This is a genomic window from Neobittarella massiliensis (ex Bilen et al. 2018) (assembly GCF_900289145.1).
Classification (GTDB): domain Bacteria; phylum Bacillota; class Clostridia; order Oscillospirales; family Ruminococcaceae; genus Neobittarella; species Neobittarella massiliensis.
Genome location: NZ_OKQO01000001.1, coordinates 387944 through 405176 on the forward strand (window position 1 = coordinate 387944; position 17233 = coordinate 405176).

Annotated in this window: 17 protein-coding genes; 16 read left to right on the forward strand and 1 reads right to left on the reverse strand. The window is 60.3% G+C overall.

Going from position 1 to position 17233, the window contains the following annotated elements:
* The first annotated feature begins 2 nt into the window (after positions 1–2).
* The 13 genes from C6Y32_RS01850 to C6Y32_RS01910 all read left to right on the forward strand — a co-directional run bounded on the left by C6Y32_RS01850 (position 3) and on the right by C6Y32_RS01910 (position 11512).
* Positions 3–959: a carbon-nitrogen hydrolase family protein gene (locus C6Y32_RS01850; protein ID WP_105203455.1), complete on the forward strand. Its 957-nt coding sequence runs from the start codon at positions 3–5 to the stop codon at positions 957–959.
* Positions 960–1051: 92 nt separating this feature from the next.
* Complete coding sequence (locus C6Y32_RS01855) at positions 1052–2821, forward strand: putative polysaccharide biosynthesis protein (RefSeq protein ID WP_164998083.1); 1770 nt, start codon at positions 1052–1054, stop codon at positions 2819–2821.
* A 111-nt stretch (positions 2822–2932) separates the two neighbouring features.
* Positions 2933–3643, forward strand: a complete 711-nt coding sequence (gene mazG / locus C6Y32_RS01860; RefSeq protein ID WP_164998084.1) for a nucleoside triphosphate pyrophosphohydrolase — start codon at positions 2933–2935, stop codon at positions 3641–3643.
* A gap of 62 nt (positions 3644–3705) precedes the next feature.
* The gene (locus C6Y32_RS01865) at positions 3706–3996 is read left to right on the forward strand and encodes an HU family DNA-binding protein (protein WP_279287455.1); all 291 of its coding nucleotides are present in this window, start codon (positions 3706–3708) and stop codon (positions 3994–3996) included.
* Positions 3997–4135: 139 nt separating this feature from the next.
* On the forward strand, positions 4136–4378 hold the full coding sequence (locus tag C6Y32_RS01870; RefSeq protein WP_105203459.1) for an RNA-binding S4 domain-containing protein: 243 nt from the start codon (positions 4136–4138) through the stop codon (positions 4376–4378).
* Between the two features lie 108 nt (positions 4379–4486).
* On the forward strand, positions 4487–4777 hold the full coding sequence (yabP, locus tag C6Y32_RS01875; RefSeq protein WP_105203460.1) for a sporulation protein YabP: 291 nt from the start codon (positions 4487–4489) through the stop codon (positions 4775–4777).
* Between the two features lie 12 nt (positions 4778–4789).
* Positions 4790–5425 carry a spore cortex biosynthesis protein YabQ gene (yabQ, locus tag C6Y32_RS01880; protein ID WP_105203461.1) on the forward strand — a complete coding sequence of 212 codons (636 nt, stop codon included), beginning with the start codon at positions 4790–4792 and terminating at the stop codon, positions 5423–5425.
* Positions 5403–5711: an FtsB family cell division protein gene (locus tag C6Y32_RS01885; protein ID WP_105203462.1), complete on the forward strand. Its 309-nt coding sequence runs from the start codon at positions 5403–5405 to the stop codon at positions 5709–5711. Before yabQ ends, C6Y32_RS01885 begins: the two co-directional genes overlap by 23 nt.
* Before the next feature lie 160 nt (positions 5712–5871).
* Positions 5872–6399 (forward strand): S1 RNA-binding domain-containing protein, encoded by a 528-nt coding sequence (locus tag C6Y32_RS01890; RefSeq protein ID WP_105203463.1) that lies wholly within the window; start codon positions 5872–5874, stop codon positions 6397–6399.
* A gap of 105 nt (positions 6400–6504) precedes the next feature.
* Positions 6505–7668: an amidohydrolase gene (locus C6Y32_RS01895; protein ID WP_105203464.1), complete on the forward strand. Its 1164-nt coding sequence runs from the start codon at positions 6505–6507 to the stop codon at positions 7666–7668.
* A 99-nt stretch (positions 7669–7767) separates the two neighbouring features.
* The gene (gene hpf, locus C6Y32_RS01900; RefSeq protein ID WP_105203465.1) at positions 7768–8286 is read left to right on the forward strand and encodes a ribosome hibernation-promoting factor, HPF/YfiA family; all 519 of its coding nucleotides are present in this window, start codon (positions 7768–7770) and stop codon (positions 8284–8286) included.
* A 97-nt stretch (positions 8287–8383) separates the two neighbouring features.
* Positions 8384–9493, forward strand: coding sequence for a THUMP domain-containing class I SAM-dependent RNA methyltransferase (locus C6Y32_RS01905; protein ID WP_105203466.1), 1110 nt, complete (start codon positions 8384–8386; stop codon positions 9491–9493).
* 330 nt (positions 9494–9823) lie between these two features.
* Positions 9824–11512 (forward strand): hypothetical protein, encoded by a 1689-nt coding sequence (locus C6Y32_RS01910; RefSeq protein WP_105203467.1) that lies wholly within the window; start codon positions 9824–9826, stop codon positions 11510–11512.
* 292 nt (positions 11513–11804) lie between these two features.
* Here C6Y32_RS01910 and C6Y32_RS01915 read toward each other — a convergent pair whose 3' ends face one another.
* Complete coding sequence (locus C6Y32_RS01915; RefSeq protein WP_105203468.1) at positions 11805–13055, reverse strand: MFS transporter; 1251 nt, start codon at positions 13053–13055, stop codon at positions 11805–11807.
* A 266-nt stretch (positions 13056–13321) separates the two neighbouring features.
* Between C6Y32_RS01915 and C6Y32_RS01920 the strand changes: the two genes are divergently transcribed.
* From C6Y32_RS01920 to cimA, 3 genes are all read left to right on the forward strand, one after another.
* Positions 13322–14230, forward strand: a complete 909-nt coding sequence (locus C6Y32_RS01920) for a zinc dependent phospholipase C family protein (RefSeq protein WP_105203469.1) — start codon at positions 13322–13324, stop codon at positions 14228–14230.
* Positions 14231–14589: 359 nt separating this feature from the next.
* Positions 14590–15492 carry a ribokinase gene (locus C6Y32_RS01925; protein ID WP_105203470.1) on the forward strand — a complete coding sequence of 301 codons (903 nt, stop codon included), beginning with the start codon at positions 14590–14592 and terminating at the stop codon, positions 15490–15492.
* Positions 15493–15608: 116 nt separating this feature from the next.
* Positions 15609–17198, forward strand: coding sequence for a citramalate synthase (cimA, locus tag C6Y32_RS01930; RefSeq protein WP_105203471.1), 1590 nt, complete (start codon positions 15609–15611; stop codon positions 17196–17198).
* The last annotated feature ends 35 nt before the right edge of the window (positions 17199–17233 follow it).

Sequence of the window (17233 nt, forward strand, 5' to 3'; positions counted from 1 at the left end):
CCGTGGAAAACACTGCCGTACAGCGCGATATCGTCAACCTGGCCGCCGTCAACCTGCGCGCCGTCTGGGGCGACAAGGCGCAAAACCTGCGCCGCATCCTCGACTACACCGTCGCCGCCGCCCGGCGCGGCGCCGACATCATCACCTTCCCCGAGCTGGCGCTCACCGGCTACGAAGACCAGCCCGACACCCCGCTGAGCGAGAAGATGCACCACCGGCTGGCCGAGAGCGCCGGCGGCCCCAGCATCGCCGCCGTGGCCGACTGCTGCCGCCAGCTGGGCGTGTATGTGGTGTTCGGCCTGCCCGAGCGCGACCCCGCCACCGGCGCGGTGTATAATGCCGCCGCCGTCTGCGGGCCCGACGGGCCGCTGGGGGTATACCGCAAAATGCACCCCGCCGGCGACGAGAGTCTCTGGTGTCAAAAAGGGGAGCAGCCGCTGCTCTTTTCCACCCCCTGGGGCCCGGTCGGAGTGGGCATCTGCTACGACAGCTACTCCTTCCCCGAGCTGCTGCGCTACTACGCCGCCAGCGGCGCCCGCCTGTACCTGAATCCCACCGCCATGCCCGAAAATCACCGCCGCAAGAGCCGCAGTTTCTACCGCGACACCCTCTATGCCGCCGTGCACCAAAACGATATCTTTCTGGTCAGCGCCAACCTGGTGTCCGAGGATGTCATCGATCCCGGCTATCGCTGGCGCCTGCCAGCCGGCCCCGGTATCCCCCAGCCGGCCACCTTTCTGGGCGGCAGCCTCGTCATCGGTCCCGGCTTTGGCCGGCGGGTGCACCTCTACGCCGGCAGCCCCCGGCACTGTGAGGCCGAGCTGGTGCTCACCACCGTCGATCTGTCGCTGGCAAACCGCACCATCTACAGCCAAAACCCCTATACCGGCACGCCCGATTTTCGCCCCGAGCGCTACCAGCAGCTCTACGGCGAGCTGGCCCGGCGGCAGGGGCGGTAAGCGCCTTCTGCCAGCCGGGCCCCACAGGTCTATTGCCGCCCCCCAGGCACATACACTAGAGGGAAGAATGTGTGGGACGGGGGCCTGATTTCGTGGAGAGAGCGGCAAAACAGTCATTTATACAAGGGGCGGTGATCCTCACCGGCAGCACGCTGCTGGTCAAGGCCATCGGGGCGCTGTTCAAGGTGCCGCTGATGAATATCCTGGGCGGCACCGGCATGGCCTATTTCATGACCGCCTACGAGGTGTTCAACCCCATCTATGCGCTGTCGGTGGCCGGTTTTCCCGCCGCCGTCAGCCGCCTGGTCAGCGAGTACACCGCCCGCGGCCGTCAGCGCGATGCCCGCCGCACCCTCAAAATAGCCAGCGCACTGTTTCTGGCGGTGGGGGCGGTGGGCTTTGCCCTGCTCTATTTCGGCGGCAAGGTGTTCTGCCGCGCGGTGGGCAATCCCGACGCCGCGCTGGCGGTGCAGATGCTCTCGCCGGCGCTGGTGTTCGGCTGTCTGTCGGCGGCGGTGCGCGGCTACTACCAGGGCTGTCAAAACATGGTGCCCACCGCCATCAGCCAGGTGGTCGAGGCGGTGGCCAAGCTGGTGCTGGGCATCGCGCTCTCCTACGGCACCTTCGTCTGGGCCATGGAGGGGTACGCCCGCACCGGGCTGGTGTTCGGCCGCGCCGCCGCCAGCGCCGCCCAGGCCAAGCAGCTGGCGCTGCCCTACGCCGCGGCCGGGGCGGTGCTGGGGGTGGCCCTCTCCACCGGCGTGTCCATGCTCTACCTGTTTTGCCAGCACAAGTTCGGCCGTCACGCCCTGCCGGTCAAAAGCGCTCAGGGCAGCGCCCGGCCCGCCTCCGCCCGCCACATCGCCCGCCGCCTGGTGCAGATCGCCCTGCCCATCTGTCTGGGCAGCTTTGCCACCAGTCTCACCTCGGTCATCGACCTGTTTTCGGTAATGAACGCGCTCGAGCGCGCCGCCGGCCGCGGCGCCGATATCATCTGTGCCATGTACGGCCTGCAGATGTCCGCCGTCGACCTGCCCACCTTCCTCTACGGCTGCTACACCGGCATGGCCACCACCCTCTACAATCTGGTGCCGGCCCTCACCACCACCTTCGGCGTCAGCGCGCTGCCGGCCGTCACCGCCGCCTATGTGGGGGGCGACCGCCGCCAGCTGGCCCAAAACGCCCAGTCGGTATTTCGCGTCAGCGCCATGATGGCCGTGCCCGCGGGCCTTGGCATCGCCGCCATGGCCCGGCCCATCCTGCACCTACTCTACGGCGGCCGCCAGCAGGAGATCGCCGCCGTGGCCCCCACGCTCACCGTGTTGGGGGCGGCCGCGGTGCTGCTGGCCTTTACCACCCCGGTGTACAGTATGCTGCAGGCCATCGGCCGGGCCGATCTGCCGCTCAAGCTCATGGTGGTGGGCGGGGCCATCAAGCTGGCCTGCAACCTGGTTCTGGTGCGCGACCCCCGCTATAATCTGCTGGGGGCCAGCTTCGGCACCCTGTGCTGCTATCTGTTCATCGTCATCGGCGCGGTGGCGCTGTTTTTGCGCCAGGTGGGGGCGCCGGTGCACTTCTGGCGCGCGGTGCTGGGCCCCGCTTTCTCGGGGCTCATCTGCGCTGTCTCCGCCCGCACCGCCTACTCGCTGCTCTGCCATGTCTTCGTGTCCAATATCAGCTGTGTGCTGAGCATCGCCGTGGGCTGCGGCTGCTATCTGCTGGCGCTGCTGGGCACCGGCTCGGTGCAGGAGGAAGACCTGCTGGCACTGCCGGGCGGGCAAAAGCTGGCCGCCAAGCTGCACCGCTGGGGTCTGCTGGGCAGCGCCTCAAAGCGCGCCGCCCACCGCCCAAAAGCCGTCTGATCCGGCCCGCGCGCCGCCATTTTTCCCTCCCCGGGCGTACAAACTGTCACCCGTTTGTGCTGTGTTTGTGTTATGATAGAGAAAACGCGCCAAAAAGGGAGGGCTATCTACATGGATTTCACCGTCAAAGACCACTACGACCTGCAGGACCTGCTGGCCATCGTGCGGCTGCTGCGCGATCCCGCCGAGGGCTGCCCCTGGGACAAGGTGCAGACCCACCAGTCCATACGCCGCAACTTTATCGAGGAGACCTATGAGGTCTGCGACGCCATCGATCAAAACGATGTCGCCGGCCTGCGCGAGGAGCTGGGCGACGTGCTGCTGCAGGTGGCGCTGCACACCCAGATGGAGCAGGAGCAGGGCCATTTCGACTTCGGCGACGTGGCCGACGACATCTGTCAAAAACTGGTACTTCGCCACCCCCATATCTTCGGCTCGGCAAAGGCCGGTGACGGCAGCCAGGCCCTCGATAACTGGGAGGCGATCAAAAAGCAGTCCAAAGGCGTCACCAGCGCCGCCCAGCACGCTGCGGCCGTCCCGCACTGCCTGCCGGCGCTCATGCGCGCCAAGAAGGTGCAAAAGCGTCTGGCCGAGGAGGACAGTGCCCTTAAAGACCGTGGGCAAGCCATTTCTTCGCTGAAAAATGCGGTGGACTGTCTTGACAAAGACCTGCAAAACTGTGATAATAGGGAAGAACTCATTGGTGATGCCCTGTACGCTCTGGTAAGTGTAGCCAGGCTGGCCGGGGCAGACGCCGAGGAAGTGCTGGGCTTCACCTGCGACAGGGCTATTTCCCGGCACGCGCAGCGTCAGCAGAAATGAGGACCGCGTGCATAAACGCCAGCGGTGCAGTATATCCTTTGTGAGTAAGGAAGTCAACAATACTGGAGGAAAAAAACATGACGAAAACTGATTTGATCGCCAAGGTCGCAGAGCAGACCGGCCTGTCCAAGAAAGACGCCGAGAAAGCCGTTAGCGCAGTCATCGACACCGTTTCCGATGCACTGGTCGCCGGTGACAAGGTGCAGATCGTCGGCTTCGGCACTTTCGAGGTCCGCGAGAGAAGCGAGAGAAAAGGCCGCAACCCCCGCACCAAAGAGGAGATCACCATCCCCGCTTCCAAGCTGCCCGCTTTCAAAGCCGGTAAGGCCCTGAAAGACGCCGTCGCGAAATAAAGGCTCCTTTAAAAATAAGAAACTGGTGACAGGCACTGCCAACCAGTTTCTTTTTTTATACGGGCCGGGTCCCGCCCGGCCACAGACGACCCAATACCACACCGGCTGGCGGTCGCGCCGCCCCCCGGCAGGAGGAACTATGAGACTCGACAAGTATTTAAAAGTAGTGCGTATCATCAAGCGCCGCACCGTGGCCAACGAGGCCTGTGACGCCGGCAAGGTGTCGGTCAACGGCAAGTTGGCCCGGGCTTCGCACAGCGTCAAAGAGGGCGACATCATCGAGATCGACTTTGCCCAAAAGCCGGTCAAGCTCGAGGTGCTCACCGTGGCCGAGCACGCCCTCAAAGAAGACGCCAAGACCATGTACCGCATCATCGACTGATTTTCACCGTCCCCCGCCCGCTTTTAGTACTGCCGGGCGGTCTGTCCTCATATACATGAACATGCGGCTTATAAAAAAAGCGGCAATACCAGTATGGAGGACAGGAACATGCAAGAAGAGAGGACAAAGCTCCAGGGGTCCGGCGGCCCCCACAACGTCATTATGGAAAATCGCAACCACCTCACCGTCTCCGGGGTGGTGGATATCGACTCGTTCAGCGAGGACAGCATCGTCCTCTACACCGATCTGGGCGAGCTGGTCATCGCCGGGCGCGACCTGCACATCAACAAGCTCTCGGTCGAGACCGGCGAGCTCACCCTCGACGGCGAGGTGGACTCGCTCACCTACTACGACGGCGGCCCCAAAGAAAAAGGCCTGTTCGCCCGTATCTTCAAATAGGGGCGCCCGGGCATGGAACTGCTGGTGCCGGTAGGCTTTGAATTCGAGACGTTTCTCTACGCGCTGCTGCTGGGTTTTGCGCTGGGCCTCGTGTACGAGGTCTTTCGCATCCTGCGCATGGTGCTGCCCTGGGGCAGCGTGCTGGTAGCCATCCAGGATATTCTGTACTGGATCGGCGCCGGCGCCGTCACCTTTTTGTTTTTTATGCGCTTTACCAGCGGTATGATCCGGGGGTACGTGCTGCTGGGGGAGGGGCTCGGCCTGCTTTTGTATTTCCTCACGCTGGGCCGCCTCATCCACGCGCTCACCGCCGCCATCATCGACCTGGTAGCCCGCTTTTTGCGGCTGCTGTACCGCCTGTTTATCGTGCCGGTACGCAAGTTTTTTGGCTTTTTGGGTCGAAAGAGTGGCAAAATTTATAAAAAGGCGGTGTCCGGGGCCAAAAGAGCTGCAAATAAGCACAACTTTCACTTGAAAGACAAGCGGATAGTATTGTATAATCTATTAAAGCGACCCAAAAAACCAGAAGACAGCAGCCCATCGGCGGGCCGGTCACATCCGTCCCGCCGCCGGCAGCGAGCGGCGGCCGCCAAACCGGCCCCGGCCAAAAAAGCGAGAAAGAGCCATGAAAAAAGGCAAGAGCGATAAAAAGAAAAAAAAGATCTCGATGGGGTTTTTATCGAAGTTGGCCATCGCCGCGGTGATGGTCTATGCCGCTGTGTCTCTCATCACCACCCAGGTCGAGATCGTATCTAAAAAAAATCAGCTCGAAGAAGTCAATCACTCGATCAGCGAGACCACCCAAAAAAATCAGGAGCTCGAGCGCATACTGAACTCCGGCGAAGACAGCGAGTTCATCGAGCGTGTCGCCCGTGAAAAGCTGGGCTATGCGGCCCCCGGTGAGCGGGTGTTTGCCGACGCGTCGGGAAGCTGAGGGGCGGCGCTGGTCTTGCGTGCGCAGGGCAGCGGGCGGGCAGCCGGCTGCCCGCGCTTTTAAAAAAAGGAGCTGTGTGGGGCGCTGGCCCCATTACAGGTTGCGGCGGCCGCCGCCAGATCCGTGGGGCGGTCACTTTTTAAGGAGGACTTATTTTTATATGCAGCTCGAAGTTGGAAAGATCGTTGAGGGGAAAGTTTCAGGCATCACCAAGTTTGGTGCCTTTGTCGACCTGGGTGAAAACAAAACAGGCATGGTGCACATCTCCGAAGTCGCCGCCACTTTTGTGCAGGAGATCTCAGACTTTGTAAAAGAGGGACAGACTGTCACCGTCAAAATATTGTCCATCGGCGACGACGGCAAGATCGCCCTGTCCATCAAGCAGGCGCTGCCGGCCGATCAGCAGCGCCCGCCCCGCCGCGACGGCCCCCGGCGCGATTTTCCCCGGCGCGACTTTCAAAAGCAGGGCCACGCCCCCCGCAGCTCCGGCGCGAGCCGCGGCGTCGCCAGCCGCTCCTACAACGGTCCCCGCAGCGCCGGCTACAAGCCCCGCGCCAACGACCGCCCCGCCACCTTCGAGGACATGATGAGCAAATTCAAGCAGTCCAGCGAAGAGCGCATGTCCGACCTCAAGCGGTCGCAGGATTCCAAGCGCCGCGGCGGCTACTCCCGCAAGGGTTCCAAGTAGGGGCTGCCGGCAAACAGAAGACATACAGATCTTTCAGGGGCGCAGGCTGCGCCCCTGTTTTGCGCCCGGATCTATTTTCAGGGCGCTGTGAAAAAAGGAGAGACTATGCTCTTTATAAGCGCCCACCTCCACACCATGGAAGCACGCGACTACCCCTGTGGCTACCTGCGCACCCGGGGCACAAAAATACACAGCCTGGGGGATATGGGGGAGCTGGAGGGCCCTCTCCCCGGCGAACAGGTCATCGACCTGCAGGGGGCACATATGTACCCCGGCTTTGTCGACGCCCACAGCCACCTGGGCATGTGGGGCAACGGGCTGGGTTTCGAGGGGGCCGACGGCAACGAGGAATCCGACCCCGCCACCCCCCACCTGCGGGCCATCGATGCGGTCAACCACGCCGACTACTGCTTTGCCGAGGCGCTGGCCGGCGGGGTCACCACCGCCGTTACCGGTCCGGGCAGCGCCAACGCCATCGGCGGCCAGCTCTGCGCCGTCAAGACCCGCCTGTCCCGCATCGATACCGGCGTGCTCTCGCCCTGTGTGGCCATTAAATTCGCCCTGGGCGAAAACCCCAAAACGGTGTATAATGACAAAGATATGGCCCCCATCACCCGCATGGCCACCGCCGCCATCATCCGCGAGCAGCTCTTCAGGGCCAAGCGGTATATGGAGGATGTCGACCGCGCCGGCCGGGAGGGGGAGGAGCTGCCCGAATACGATATCAAGTGCGAGGCGCTGCTGCCGCTCTTGCGGCGGCAGGTGCCGGCCCACTTTCACGCCCACCGGGCCGACGATATCTTCACCGCCCTGCGCCTGTGCCGCGAGTTCGGCCTGCGCTGTGTCATCGTCCACGGCACCGAGGGCCATCTCATCGCCGACATTCTGGCCGCCGAGCAGGTGCCGGTCATCACCGGTCCCATCCTCTGCGACCGCTCCAAGCCCGAGCTCGTAAACCTCACCCCCAAAAACCCCGGTATCCTGGCCGCTGCCGGGGTGCCCTGCGCCCTGTGTACCGACCACCCGGTCACCCCCATCCAATACCTGCCCCTCACCGCCGGCCTGGCCGTGCGCGAAGGGATGGACCGCCAGCAGGCGCTCAGGGCCATCACCATCGGCGCCGCCAGCATCTGTGGCATCGCCGATCGGGTCGGCTCGCTGGCGCCGGGCAAAGACGCCGACCTCGCCGTTTTCGACGGCGATCCGCTGTCCAACCTGTGCCGGCCACGTCTGGTGGCAGTAGATGGACAAATTGTAAACGAGATATAAAATAAGTATTTACCCAATTGATTTTTTGTGTATTTGTGATATACTATACTCATAAAGCAGCTACCGTCAGGCAGCTGTAGATCAAAAGGGGTTGATGTTGTGAAAATTGAGATCGTCGGTCGTAAAGTGACAGTCAAAGACAGCTTTAAAGAGAGAGTCGAGAAAAAACTCAAAAAATTCTCCAAGCTGTTCGACGACTCGGCTACCGCCACGGTGATCGTGACCGTAGAAAAGGGCCGTCAAACTGTAGAGATCACCATACGTCAGGCCTCCGCGATTTTCAGAGCCGAGCGCACCGCCGAGCAGATGGAGACCGCTCTCGATCTGGTGACGGATGTGCTCTTCAAACAGATCGTCCGCAACAAAGACCGGCTGCAGGACCGCATGAAGATGAGCTTTGCCACCTTCCAGGAGAGCGAGGCAGCCGAGCCCCAGGACGAGTTCGATATCGTCAGGCGCAAACAGTTCTCGCTCAAACCCATGAGCGTAGAAGAGGCCATCCTGCAGATGAATCTCATCGGCCACCAGTTCTTTTTGTTCCGCAATGCAGTTGACAACGAGGTCAATCTCGTATATGTTAGACGTGACGGAAAGTACGGCGTGATCGAGCCCGAATGATCGCGCACAGGTAAGTTAGCAGAGACCGCGACCTTGTCGTCGCGGTCTTTTTCTGGGCGGCACCGGCCGCCACTCTCGAGATAGGACGTGCAAAAACATGTATACACTGGTCTGCCCCTGTATTTTTGGCCTGGAAAAGATCGTCAGCTTCGAGCTGCGCCGCGTCGGCGCCACCGACATCGTGGCCGACAACGGCAAAGTCACCGCCCGCGGCGACGCGCTCACCGTGGCCAAAGCCAACCTGGGCCTGCGCTGTGCCGAGCGGGTGCTCATCCAGCTGGCCCAGTTTCCCGCCACCAGCTTCGAAGATCTGTTCCAGGGCACCTACGCCATCGATTGGGCCAGCATCATTCCCCAAACAGGTGCTTTCCCGGTCAAGGGTTGGTCGCTGGGTTCCCAGCTGGCCAGCATCCCCGACTGTCAGTCCATCATCAAAAAAGCGGCGGTCGAAAAGCTCAAGGCCGCCTATGGCATCAGCTGGTTTAGCGAGACCGGCGAAAAATATCAGATCCAGTTCTCCATCTTCAAAGATCAGGTCTCCATCCTGCTCGATACCTCCGGCGACGGGCTGCACAAGCGGGGCTACCGCCGCCGTCAAGGCGCCGCCCCCATCAAAGAAACGCTGGCCGCCGGCATCATCGATCTGGCTCGGGTGCGCCCCGGCGACACCGTGTACGACCCGCTGTGCGGCAGTGGTACCATCCTCATCGAGGCCGCCATGCGGGCCATGAACATCGCCCCCGGCCTGCAGCGCAGCTTTGCCGCCGAGCAGTGGACCACCTTCCCCAAAAAGGCCTTTGCCGATGCCCGCCGTCAGGCCCTCGACGAGATCGACCGCAGTGCCGCCTTCGAGGGGATCGGCTTCGATATCGATCCCCAGGCGGCACAGCTCACCGCAGAAAACGCCAAGCTGGCCGGGGTCGACAGCCGCATCACGGTGCAGGTGCAGGATATCACCCGCCATAAGCTCAAAGATGCCCACGGCATCCTCATCACCAATCCCCCCTACGGCGAGCGGCTGCTCACTCCGGCCCAGTGCAGCCGCATCCACCAGGCGCTGGGGGCCATGTGCCACCACAACGACCTCAAGAGCTATATCATCACCAGCAGCGACCGGTTCGAGGAGGAGTTCGGCAAAAAGGCCGACCGCCGCCGCAAGCTCTATAACGGCGAGCTCAAGTGCCAGCTGTACATGTATTTTAAATAGCCCCCTCCCTGACTGCCGGCCCCACCGGCTGCCGTCGGCTGGACACAATGGGCGATGGGTGCTGCGGCGGGGGACAAGTTGCCTGTTTTAGCGTCAAAAACCCCCGTATTTACAATTTGTTTACATTTGCAGCAGCCCTCCACCGGGGGCTGCACCTGGCCCCCACACCGCCTAAAAACAGTTTTCAGACCATTAAAACAGTATAAAGATGGGCCAGAGTTCACAGTTTATTTACTTTTCCTTTGGCGGGGATAGTATACTGTTTGTTAGGCCCGGGGCACAGCGGCCCCGGGCCCTTATTTTGTATATGAAAAGTGAGAGGAGATTTCCATGCGCAAAAAGCATAAAGTATGGGTGTATACCGGCATCACGGCGCTCATGCTGCTGTATATCTTTTTCAACAACGTAAACCTCAATCCCTTCTACCAGGACAGCGCCGCCTTCTACGCGATGGCCGTCACCGTGTACGTGGTGGCCTGGGCCATCATGAAGCTGGGCGGCCTGCGCCTGGTGCGCGACGGCGACAACCCCCACGTCAAGGTCGTCAACGTCGAGTTCGGCGGCGGCAAGAAAAAGTTTCCCAAGACCGCCATCGTCATCCTGGCGGCAGTCTGGATCTTTTTTGGCGGTGTCAGCCTGTTTTCCAGTGTGCTCTTTAACGTCAACGCCTACAAAAATCAGCTCACCGAGCCCATCGTGGGCGAATTTACCGAGGATATCCAGCCGGTCGATCTCGAAAACGTGCCGGTAGTCGACCAGGAGCTGGCCTACAAGCTGGCAGTCAAAAAGCTGGGCGAGAATTCGTCGGTGGGCTCGCAGGCCCACATCGATATCAACACCGTCACCATCCAGCAGGTAGACGGCAAGCTCATGTGGGTGGCGCCGCTGCACCACTCCGGCCTGTTCAAGTGGTTTGCCAACCTGGATGGCTCGCCCGGCTACATCACCGTCTCCGCCTCCGACCCGCAGGATGTCGAGTACCGCGAAGACTACAAGATCAAGATCCAGCCCGGCTCAGCTTATCTGATGGACGATCTGGAGCGCCACACCCGCTTTAACGCGGCGCTGTTCACCGGCATCACCGACTACTCGTTCGAGATCGATGACGACGGCAACCCCTACTGGATCGTCACCACCTATAAAAACCGGCGCGGTTTCTCGCTGCCCGAGGCCAGCGGTATCGTACTGGTCAACGCCCAGACCGGCGACTGCCAGAAGTACGCCCTCAAAGACGTGCCCGAGTGGGTCGACCGCGTCCAGCCCGAAGATTTCGTCATCAACCAGATCAACAACCGCGGCGAATATGTACACGGCTTTTTAAACTTCTCCAACAAAGACAAGTTCACCACCTCCGAGGGGCACATCATCGTCTACAACGACGGCCGCTGCTACCTGTTTACCGGCCTCACCAGCGTGGGCGCCGACGACAGCACCATCGGTTTTATCATGGTCGATATGGTCACCAAAGAGACCTACCAGTACAAACTGGGCGGCGGCGCCACCGAGGAGGCGGCCCAAAAGTCGGCCAACGGCAAGGTGCAGCAGTACGGCTACCAGGCCTCTTTCCCGCTCATCATCAACCTCAATAACGCCCCCACCTATTTCATGCCCCTCAAAGACAACGAGGGTCTCATCAAGCAGTACGCCTTCGTATCGGTGAAAAACTACCAGCTCGTCGGCGTGGGCGAGACCATCGGCGACGCTGAGCGCGACTACATGCGGGCACTGCAGAGTTCCGGTGACAACACCATCCAGCCCGGCGACACCACCACCGAGGAGCAGACGCTCGAGGGCACGGTGCTGCGCATCGCCCAGGAGCAGTCCGACGGCGATACCCGTTACAAGTTCCTGCTCGATACCGGCGACGGGGTCATCTTCGTCAGCGCCGCCAAGGTCAGCGATGAGCTGGCACTCACCCAGGCGGGCGACCGGGTAAAGGTCACTTTCTCCGGTCCGGCCGATGCCGTCACCACCGTCACCGCTTTCGACAACCTGGCTATCGGTACTGCCGAGAGCTGAAAATAGTTGCACTGCGGTGCACCGCAGCCGATACTGCCCCCACTGGGGGCAGCGGGCGCTGTTCAGAATATCTTTTGATGGGCGTGCGTACCGGCTGCTGTCGGTTTCGGTTCTACCGGCAACACCACCGGTGCTACCCGCGCTGTAAAAACGGCAAAAGGTGCCGGGCACTTCTGTGCCCGGCACCTTTTTGTAACATTTTTCCAGCGGCGGCGCTATAGCGCCGCCAGGCGCTAAAAAGGCGGGCCTCCACCAAACCGGGGAGAGGCCCGCCTCTGCGTTTTAAAAGCCGCTATTTTTCCACGTCCGGCACCTTTAAAAATAAAAAGAAACCGGCGATAAAGAGCAGCGCCACGCTCAGCACGCCGTAGCGCGAGCTGCCCGTCAGGGTGGTAAACAGCGCCATTAGCGCCGTACCGAAGATCGAGGCGTACTTGCCAAAAATGTTGTAAAAGCCAAAGTATTCGTTGGCGTTTTCCTTATTGGGTATGAGCTTGCCAAAATACGAGCGGGAGAGCGCCTGTATGGTGCCCTGCACCACCGCCACGAACACTGCCAGCACCCAAAACTGCCAGGCGTGCTGCATCACAAAGCCGAACACGGTGATGCCGATGTACACCAAAATGGCAGTGAGAATGATCTTTTTCGAGGAGAAGCGCCGCACCAGTTTGGCGCAGATGAGTACTGCCGGAAAGGCGATGATCTGGGTCATCAGCAGCGCCAACAGCAGCGAGTTGTCGCCGATGCCCACGTCTTTACCAAAAGAGGTAGACATCTTGATGATGGTGTCCACACCGTCGATGTAAAAAAAGTACGAGAGCAAAAACAGGCCGATGGTCTTGTCCTGAAAGATCACCTTCAAGGTGCTCCAGGTCTTTTTAAACGAGGACAAAAACAGGTTCTCGCCCCGCTGGCTCTCGGTCCGCAGCTGGTACTTCTGCCGCACATTTTTGATCAGCGGGATCGAGAACACCAGCCACCAGGCCACGTTTATGAGCAGCGCCGCCTTCACCGCCCCGGTGGCCGACAGCCCAAACGGGGTAAAATTTATCAGCAGGATGCCGGCGATGAAGGGGATACAGCTGCCGATATAGCCGATGGCATACCCAAAGGAGGAGATAAAGTCCATCCGCTCGTCGCTGGTCACGTCGACAATAAATGCGTCATAGAATATGTTGGTGCCGGCGTAGCCGATCGAGGCCACCAGCGAGAACACCAGCAGCAGGTAATAGGAGTTGGTGCCGGCCAGCGCACACGAAAACAGCAGCGCCAGCGCCAAAAAGCCGCAGAAAAAGAGCTTCTTTTTACCCCGGCGGTCGGCCATGGCCCCCAGTACCGGGGCCATAATGGCCACCAGCAGCGTGGCGATCGACTGGGTCACAGCCCAGTGGCTGGTGGTCTGGGCCGAGCGCAGCCCGGCGGCGTCGCCCATGTTTTTTAAGTAGATGGGGATGACGGTGGAGAGCATCAGCGTAAAGGCGCTGGAGGCCCAGTCGTAAAGCGACCAGCTGAGCTCTTCCCGAGTCAGATCGAGTTTTTTCATACTAGCGAACCTCTTCCAAAGCGGCACGGCCGCCGTGATGGGCACTTTACACGGCCCTCACATCATTTATACCGTATCCAGTTGTGAAAAAGCAAGAGAAACGGTATAATATGTCTGTATATATGAGGTAAAAATAGAGGTGTGCGCGGCAGCGCGGCACAGCATGTCCGCGCGCTCGGCCGGGCATACTGGTATCCGGGCCCTGCGCCCGCACCTGCCCGCCCTGCCTCAGGCCCACAGGGCCCCGCCGCGATTGGAGGATCACGATGCCCGCATTCGTCACCCATCACCTGTTTGCCGACAGTGTATATAAGGCGCTGCCCGAAGGGGCAGCCAAGCGCGCCATCGCCCAGAACTACGACGCCTTTCTGTGGGGCTGTCAGGGCCCTGATGTGCTGTTTTTCAACAAGATATCCACGGTGTTGCCGCTGTGGGGCTTCATCATGCACGTGGACAAGGTACAACAGAATATGGTGGCCATGCAGCGCTACCTGCTGCGCACCCGTCAAGGGCTGTTTTTTGGCCAACAGCTGGCCTATTGCCTGGGCTTTTTGTGCCACTATGCGCTCGATAAAAACGCCCACCCCTACGTCTACTACCTGCAGCACGCCTTCATGAAAAAAGGGGAGGCCGGCGTCGGCGTCCACAACCGCATCGAGTCGGATATCGACACCGTGCTCTACCGGCAGCTCACCGGCCGCAGCGTGAACCGCTATGTCATCCCCAAAAGTATGTTCCACCCGGCCACCACCCGCGGCGTGGCGCTGCTCCTGACCTACCTGCTCAAAAAGATGTACTTCGCCAAGACCAATGTGAACAAGGTGGAAAACAGCTTTGTCTGGGACAATTTTTTTATGACCCTGTTTGTGGAAAACGGCGCTGTCATCCACCGGGGCGGGGTATTTCTAGACAGCTTCTGCAAAAAGAAATACGGTTTTTCCGGCTATATGCGCCGCGAGCCGGTGGGGTGGGATTGCCTGAATCTGCGCCACCATCCATGGTGCAACCTCAACAGCCCCGGCAGTACCTGCACGCTCGATTTCTACCAGATCATGGGCTGCGCCCGGCAAGAGGCCTGTACCATGATCGATGCATTTTTGCACAACCTGCGCCATATGTCCCCGCGCGCGGTGTGCGGGACCGAGACGTTCGATAACGGTAAACCCAAAAAATAAGCGGGCCCTGCCGCCCTTTATTTTCACCCATCTAAAAAACAGCCTGCTGCTCCTGACCGGGGGCTGCAGGCTGTTTTTCGTTTTTAGCAGATGATCGGTGCCGTCCTTCGCCCCGCGCATAAGATCGGCACTGCTCTTTATCCACACTACTACAAAAAATCCGGCTAAATTCACCACTGTTTTACTTGATAATCGCCAAAAAACTGATACAATAGAGGTATATACACGCGGCAATTGGCGCCTTGGGCGCCCGCCGCTGTCATGGTATCCATGGTATGTGGGCCCGCTTGGCCATAGAGCCGGCCCCACAGCGCGCCCTGCCCGGGCAGGGCAAATTTCATGTTAAAAGGAGAATGGCCATGAAAATACTGGATTTTGGCTCTATCAACATCGATGAGGTCTTTGATGTAGACCATTTTGTCCGGTCCGGCGAGACCATGTCTTCCCTGGGCTACAACAAGTTCTGCGGCGGTAAGGGCCTCAACCAGTCCATCGCTCTGGCGAGAGCAGGGGCCGACGTGTACCACGCCTGCATCGTGGGCGAAGGCGCCGACTTTCTGGTAGAGACCATGCAAAACAGCGGGGTCAACACCTCCCTGATGCAGAAAAAAGACGTGGCTGCTGGCCGCGCCATCATCCAGGTCAACAAGAGCGGCCAAAACTGCATCCTGCTGTTCGGCGGTTCCAACCACGCCAATACCGAGGAATACATAAGATCGGTCATCGACCAGTTCGAGGCCGGCGACATGATCCTGGTTCAAAACGAGCTGAACATGACCGATTTCATTATCGATTACGCCAGCGAAAAAGGCCTGCGCATCGTGCTCAATCCCTCGCCCATGAACGAAGAGCTGCTCAAGGCCCCGCTGCACAAGGTCGAGTACTTTATCCTAAACGAGGTCGAGGGTGAGGATATTGCCGGCGGCGAAAAAGATCCCGAGAAGATCTGCGACACGCTGCTGAAAAAATATCCCGGCTGCAAAGTCGTGCTCACGCTGGGCAAACACGGCGTCATGTATAAAGACGACCACCAGAAAGCCACCCACGGCATCTACGATGTGGCCCGGGTCGACTCCACTGCGGCCGGCGACACCTTCACCGGTTACTTCCTGGCCTGCTTAGCCGAGGGCCTGCCCATCGAGACCGTGCTCGAAAAGGCCTCCAAGGCCTCCAGCATCGCCGTGGGCAGAAAAGGTGCATCCCCCTCTATTCCCACCCGGGAAGAGGTCGACACCACTACCATCAAACCCCTGAACCTGTAAATACTGGCGCCTGTACAACACGGCGCACGGCAAAGGCGGCCGCGCCCCTGAAAGCAGGGCGGGCCGTCTTTTTTGCCGCCGGGTATTTCCCCGAGATCTGCAGAGAGGAAGATGATATGCAAGCAAATCCCCAATCTCAGCGCGTGTGGCTCTGTGACTCCAGTCTGCGCGATGGCTCACAGGGCAAACAGATCGCCTTTTCGGTGGCCGATAAGATCGATATCATCCGCGCGCTGGACGAGCAGGGCATCCCCTTTATCGAGGCCGGCAATCCTTCCGCGGGCCCCAAAGACGTACAGCTGTTCGAGCGCATGCGCAGTATACCGCTGCAAAACAGCCGGCTGGTCGCCTTTGGCGCCACCCGCCGCAAAAACTGTCGCCCGCAGGACGATGTGGGCCTGCAGGCGCTGCTGGCCGCCGGCACCGAGTACGTGACCGTGTTTGGCAAGAGCTGGGATATGCAGGTGGATCAGGTGCTGCGCACCACGCTGGAAGAAAACCTGGCCATGATCAGCGATACGGTGGCCTACCTGGTGGCGCAGGGCCGCCAGGTGCTCTACGATGCCGAGCACTTTTTCGACGGCTACCGCCACAACCCGACCTACGCCATGCAGACGGTGCGCGCAGCCAGACAGGCCGGCGCCACCTGTGTGATCCTGTGCGACACCAATGGCGCCGCCCTGCCTGCCGAGGTAGGGGCCGTCACCGCCCAGGTGGTGCGGCAGCTGGGCGGTGATGTGGGCATCCACTGCCACGACGATATCGGCTGCGCGGTAGCGGCCAGCCTGGCCGCTGTCGAGGCGGGGGCCCGCCACGTGCAGGGCACCTTTGTGGGCTACGGAGAGCGCTGCGGCAACGCCAATCTCTCCACCATCCTGCCGGTACTGCAGCTGAAGATGGGCTACAGCTGTGTCGCTCCCCAGCAGCTGCCGCTGCTCACCGGTACTGCCCGGCACATCGCCGATATCTCCAACGTCATCCTGCGCAGCAGCTTGCCGTTCGTGGGCAGCGGCGCCTTTTCCCACAAGGCAGGCATGCATGTAGATGCGGTGCACAAAAACAGCCAGACCTTTGAACACATCGATCCCGGTCAGGTAGGTAATGAGCGGCATATCCTCATTTCTGAGGTGGGGGGGAAAGCAGCTCTGCTGCACAGTGTAAAAAAAATACAGCCCGACATAAAAAAAGACGACCCGGTGATCGAGCAGATCCGTGAGACCATAAAGAAAAAAGAGATGGAGGGCTACCAGTACGAGTCGGCCGAAGCCAGCCTCAAACTGCTCATTCTGGGGCACCTCAAACGGTTAAAACCCCACTTCAAACTCGATATGTACCGCATCATGGGCGAGCAGAACTCCAACATCTTTAGTCTGTCTACGGCTATCGTCAAGGTCACGGTGGGCGACGGGTGGGAAATGACTGCCGACGAGGGAAAAGGTCCGGTCAATGCGTTGGATAAGGCCACTCGTAAGGCGGTGACCAAATTCTATCCAGCTATACAAAAGGTGCGCCTGATCGACTACAAGGTGCGAGTGGTGGATCAGAACACCGCCTCCGCCGCCCGGGTGCGGGTGCTTATCGAGACCAGCGACGGCGAGGAGACCTGGACCACCGTGGGCACTTCCCGCGACATCATCAAGGCCAGTTTACGCGCTATCGTCGACTCGCTGGAGTATAAACTCAGCCGCGACGACGGTTCTCTTTAAAGAAGTCTTTTTACAAAAATCAATACAGGCATAAT

What these genes read in the sequence shown, in the direction of transcription:
- mazG (WP_164998084.1), top strand. Translation starts at nt 2,933, where the DNA reads ATGGATTTCACCGTCAAAGACCACTACGACCTGCAGGACCTGCTGGCC.
- C6Y32_RS01870 (WP_105203459.1), top strand. Translation starts at nt 4,136, where the DNA reads ATGAGACTCGACAAGTATTTAAAAGTAGTGCGTATCATCAAGCGCCGC.
- yabP (WP_105203460.1), top strand. Translation starts at nt 4,487, where the DNA reads ATGCAAGAAGAGAGGACAAAGCTCCAGGGGTCCGGCGGCCCCCACAAC.
- yabQ (WP_105203461.1), top strand. Translation starts at nt 4,790, where the DNA reads ATGGAACTGCTGGTGCCGGTAGGCTTTGAATTCGAGACGTTTCTCTAC.
- C6Y32_RS01885 (WP_105203462.1), top strand. Translation starts at nt 5,403, where the DNA reads ATGAAAAAAGGCAAGAGCGATAAAAAGAAAAAAAAGATCTCGATGGGG.
- C6Y32_RS01890 (WP_105203463.1), top strand. Translation starts at nt 5,872, where the DNA reads ATGCAGCTCGAAGTTGGAAAGATCGTTGAGGGGAAAGTTTCAGGCATC.
- C6Y32_RS01895 (WP_105203464.1), top strand. Translation starts at nt 6,505, where the DNA reads ATGCTCTTTATAAGCGCCCACCTCCACACCATGGAAGCACGCGACTAC.
- C6Y32_RS01905 (WP_105203466.1), top strand. Translation starts at nt 8,384, where the DNA reads ATGTATACACTGGTCTGCCCCTGTATTTTTGGCCTGGAAAAGATCGTC.
- C6Y32_RS01910 (WP_105203467.1), top strand. Translation starts at nt 9,824, where the DNA reads ATGCGCAAAAAGCATAAAGTATGGGTGTATACCGGCATCACGGCGCTC.
- C6Y32_RS01915 (WP_105203468.1), bottom strand. Translation starts at nt 13,055, where the DNA reads ATGAAAAAACTCGATCTGACTCGGGAAGAGCTCAGCTGGTCGCTTTAC.
- C6Y32_RS01920 (WP_105203469.1), top strand. Translation starts at nt 13,322, where the DNA reads ATGCCCGCATTCGTCACCCATCACCTGTTTGCCGACAGTGTATATAAG.
- C6Y32_RS01925 (WP_105203470.1), top strand. Translation starts at nt 14,590, where the DNA reads ATGAAAATACTGGATTTTGGCTCTATCAACATCGATGAGGTCTTTGAT.
- cimA (WP_105203471.1), top strand. Translation starts at nt 15,609, where the DNA reads ATGCAAGCAAATCCCCAATCTCAGCGCGTGTGGCTCTGTGACTCCAGT.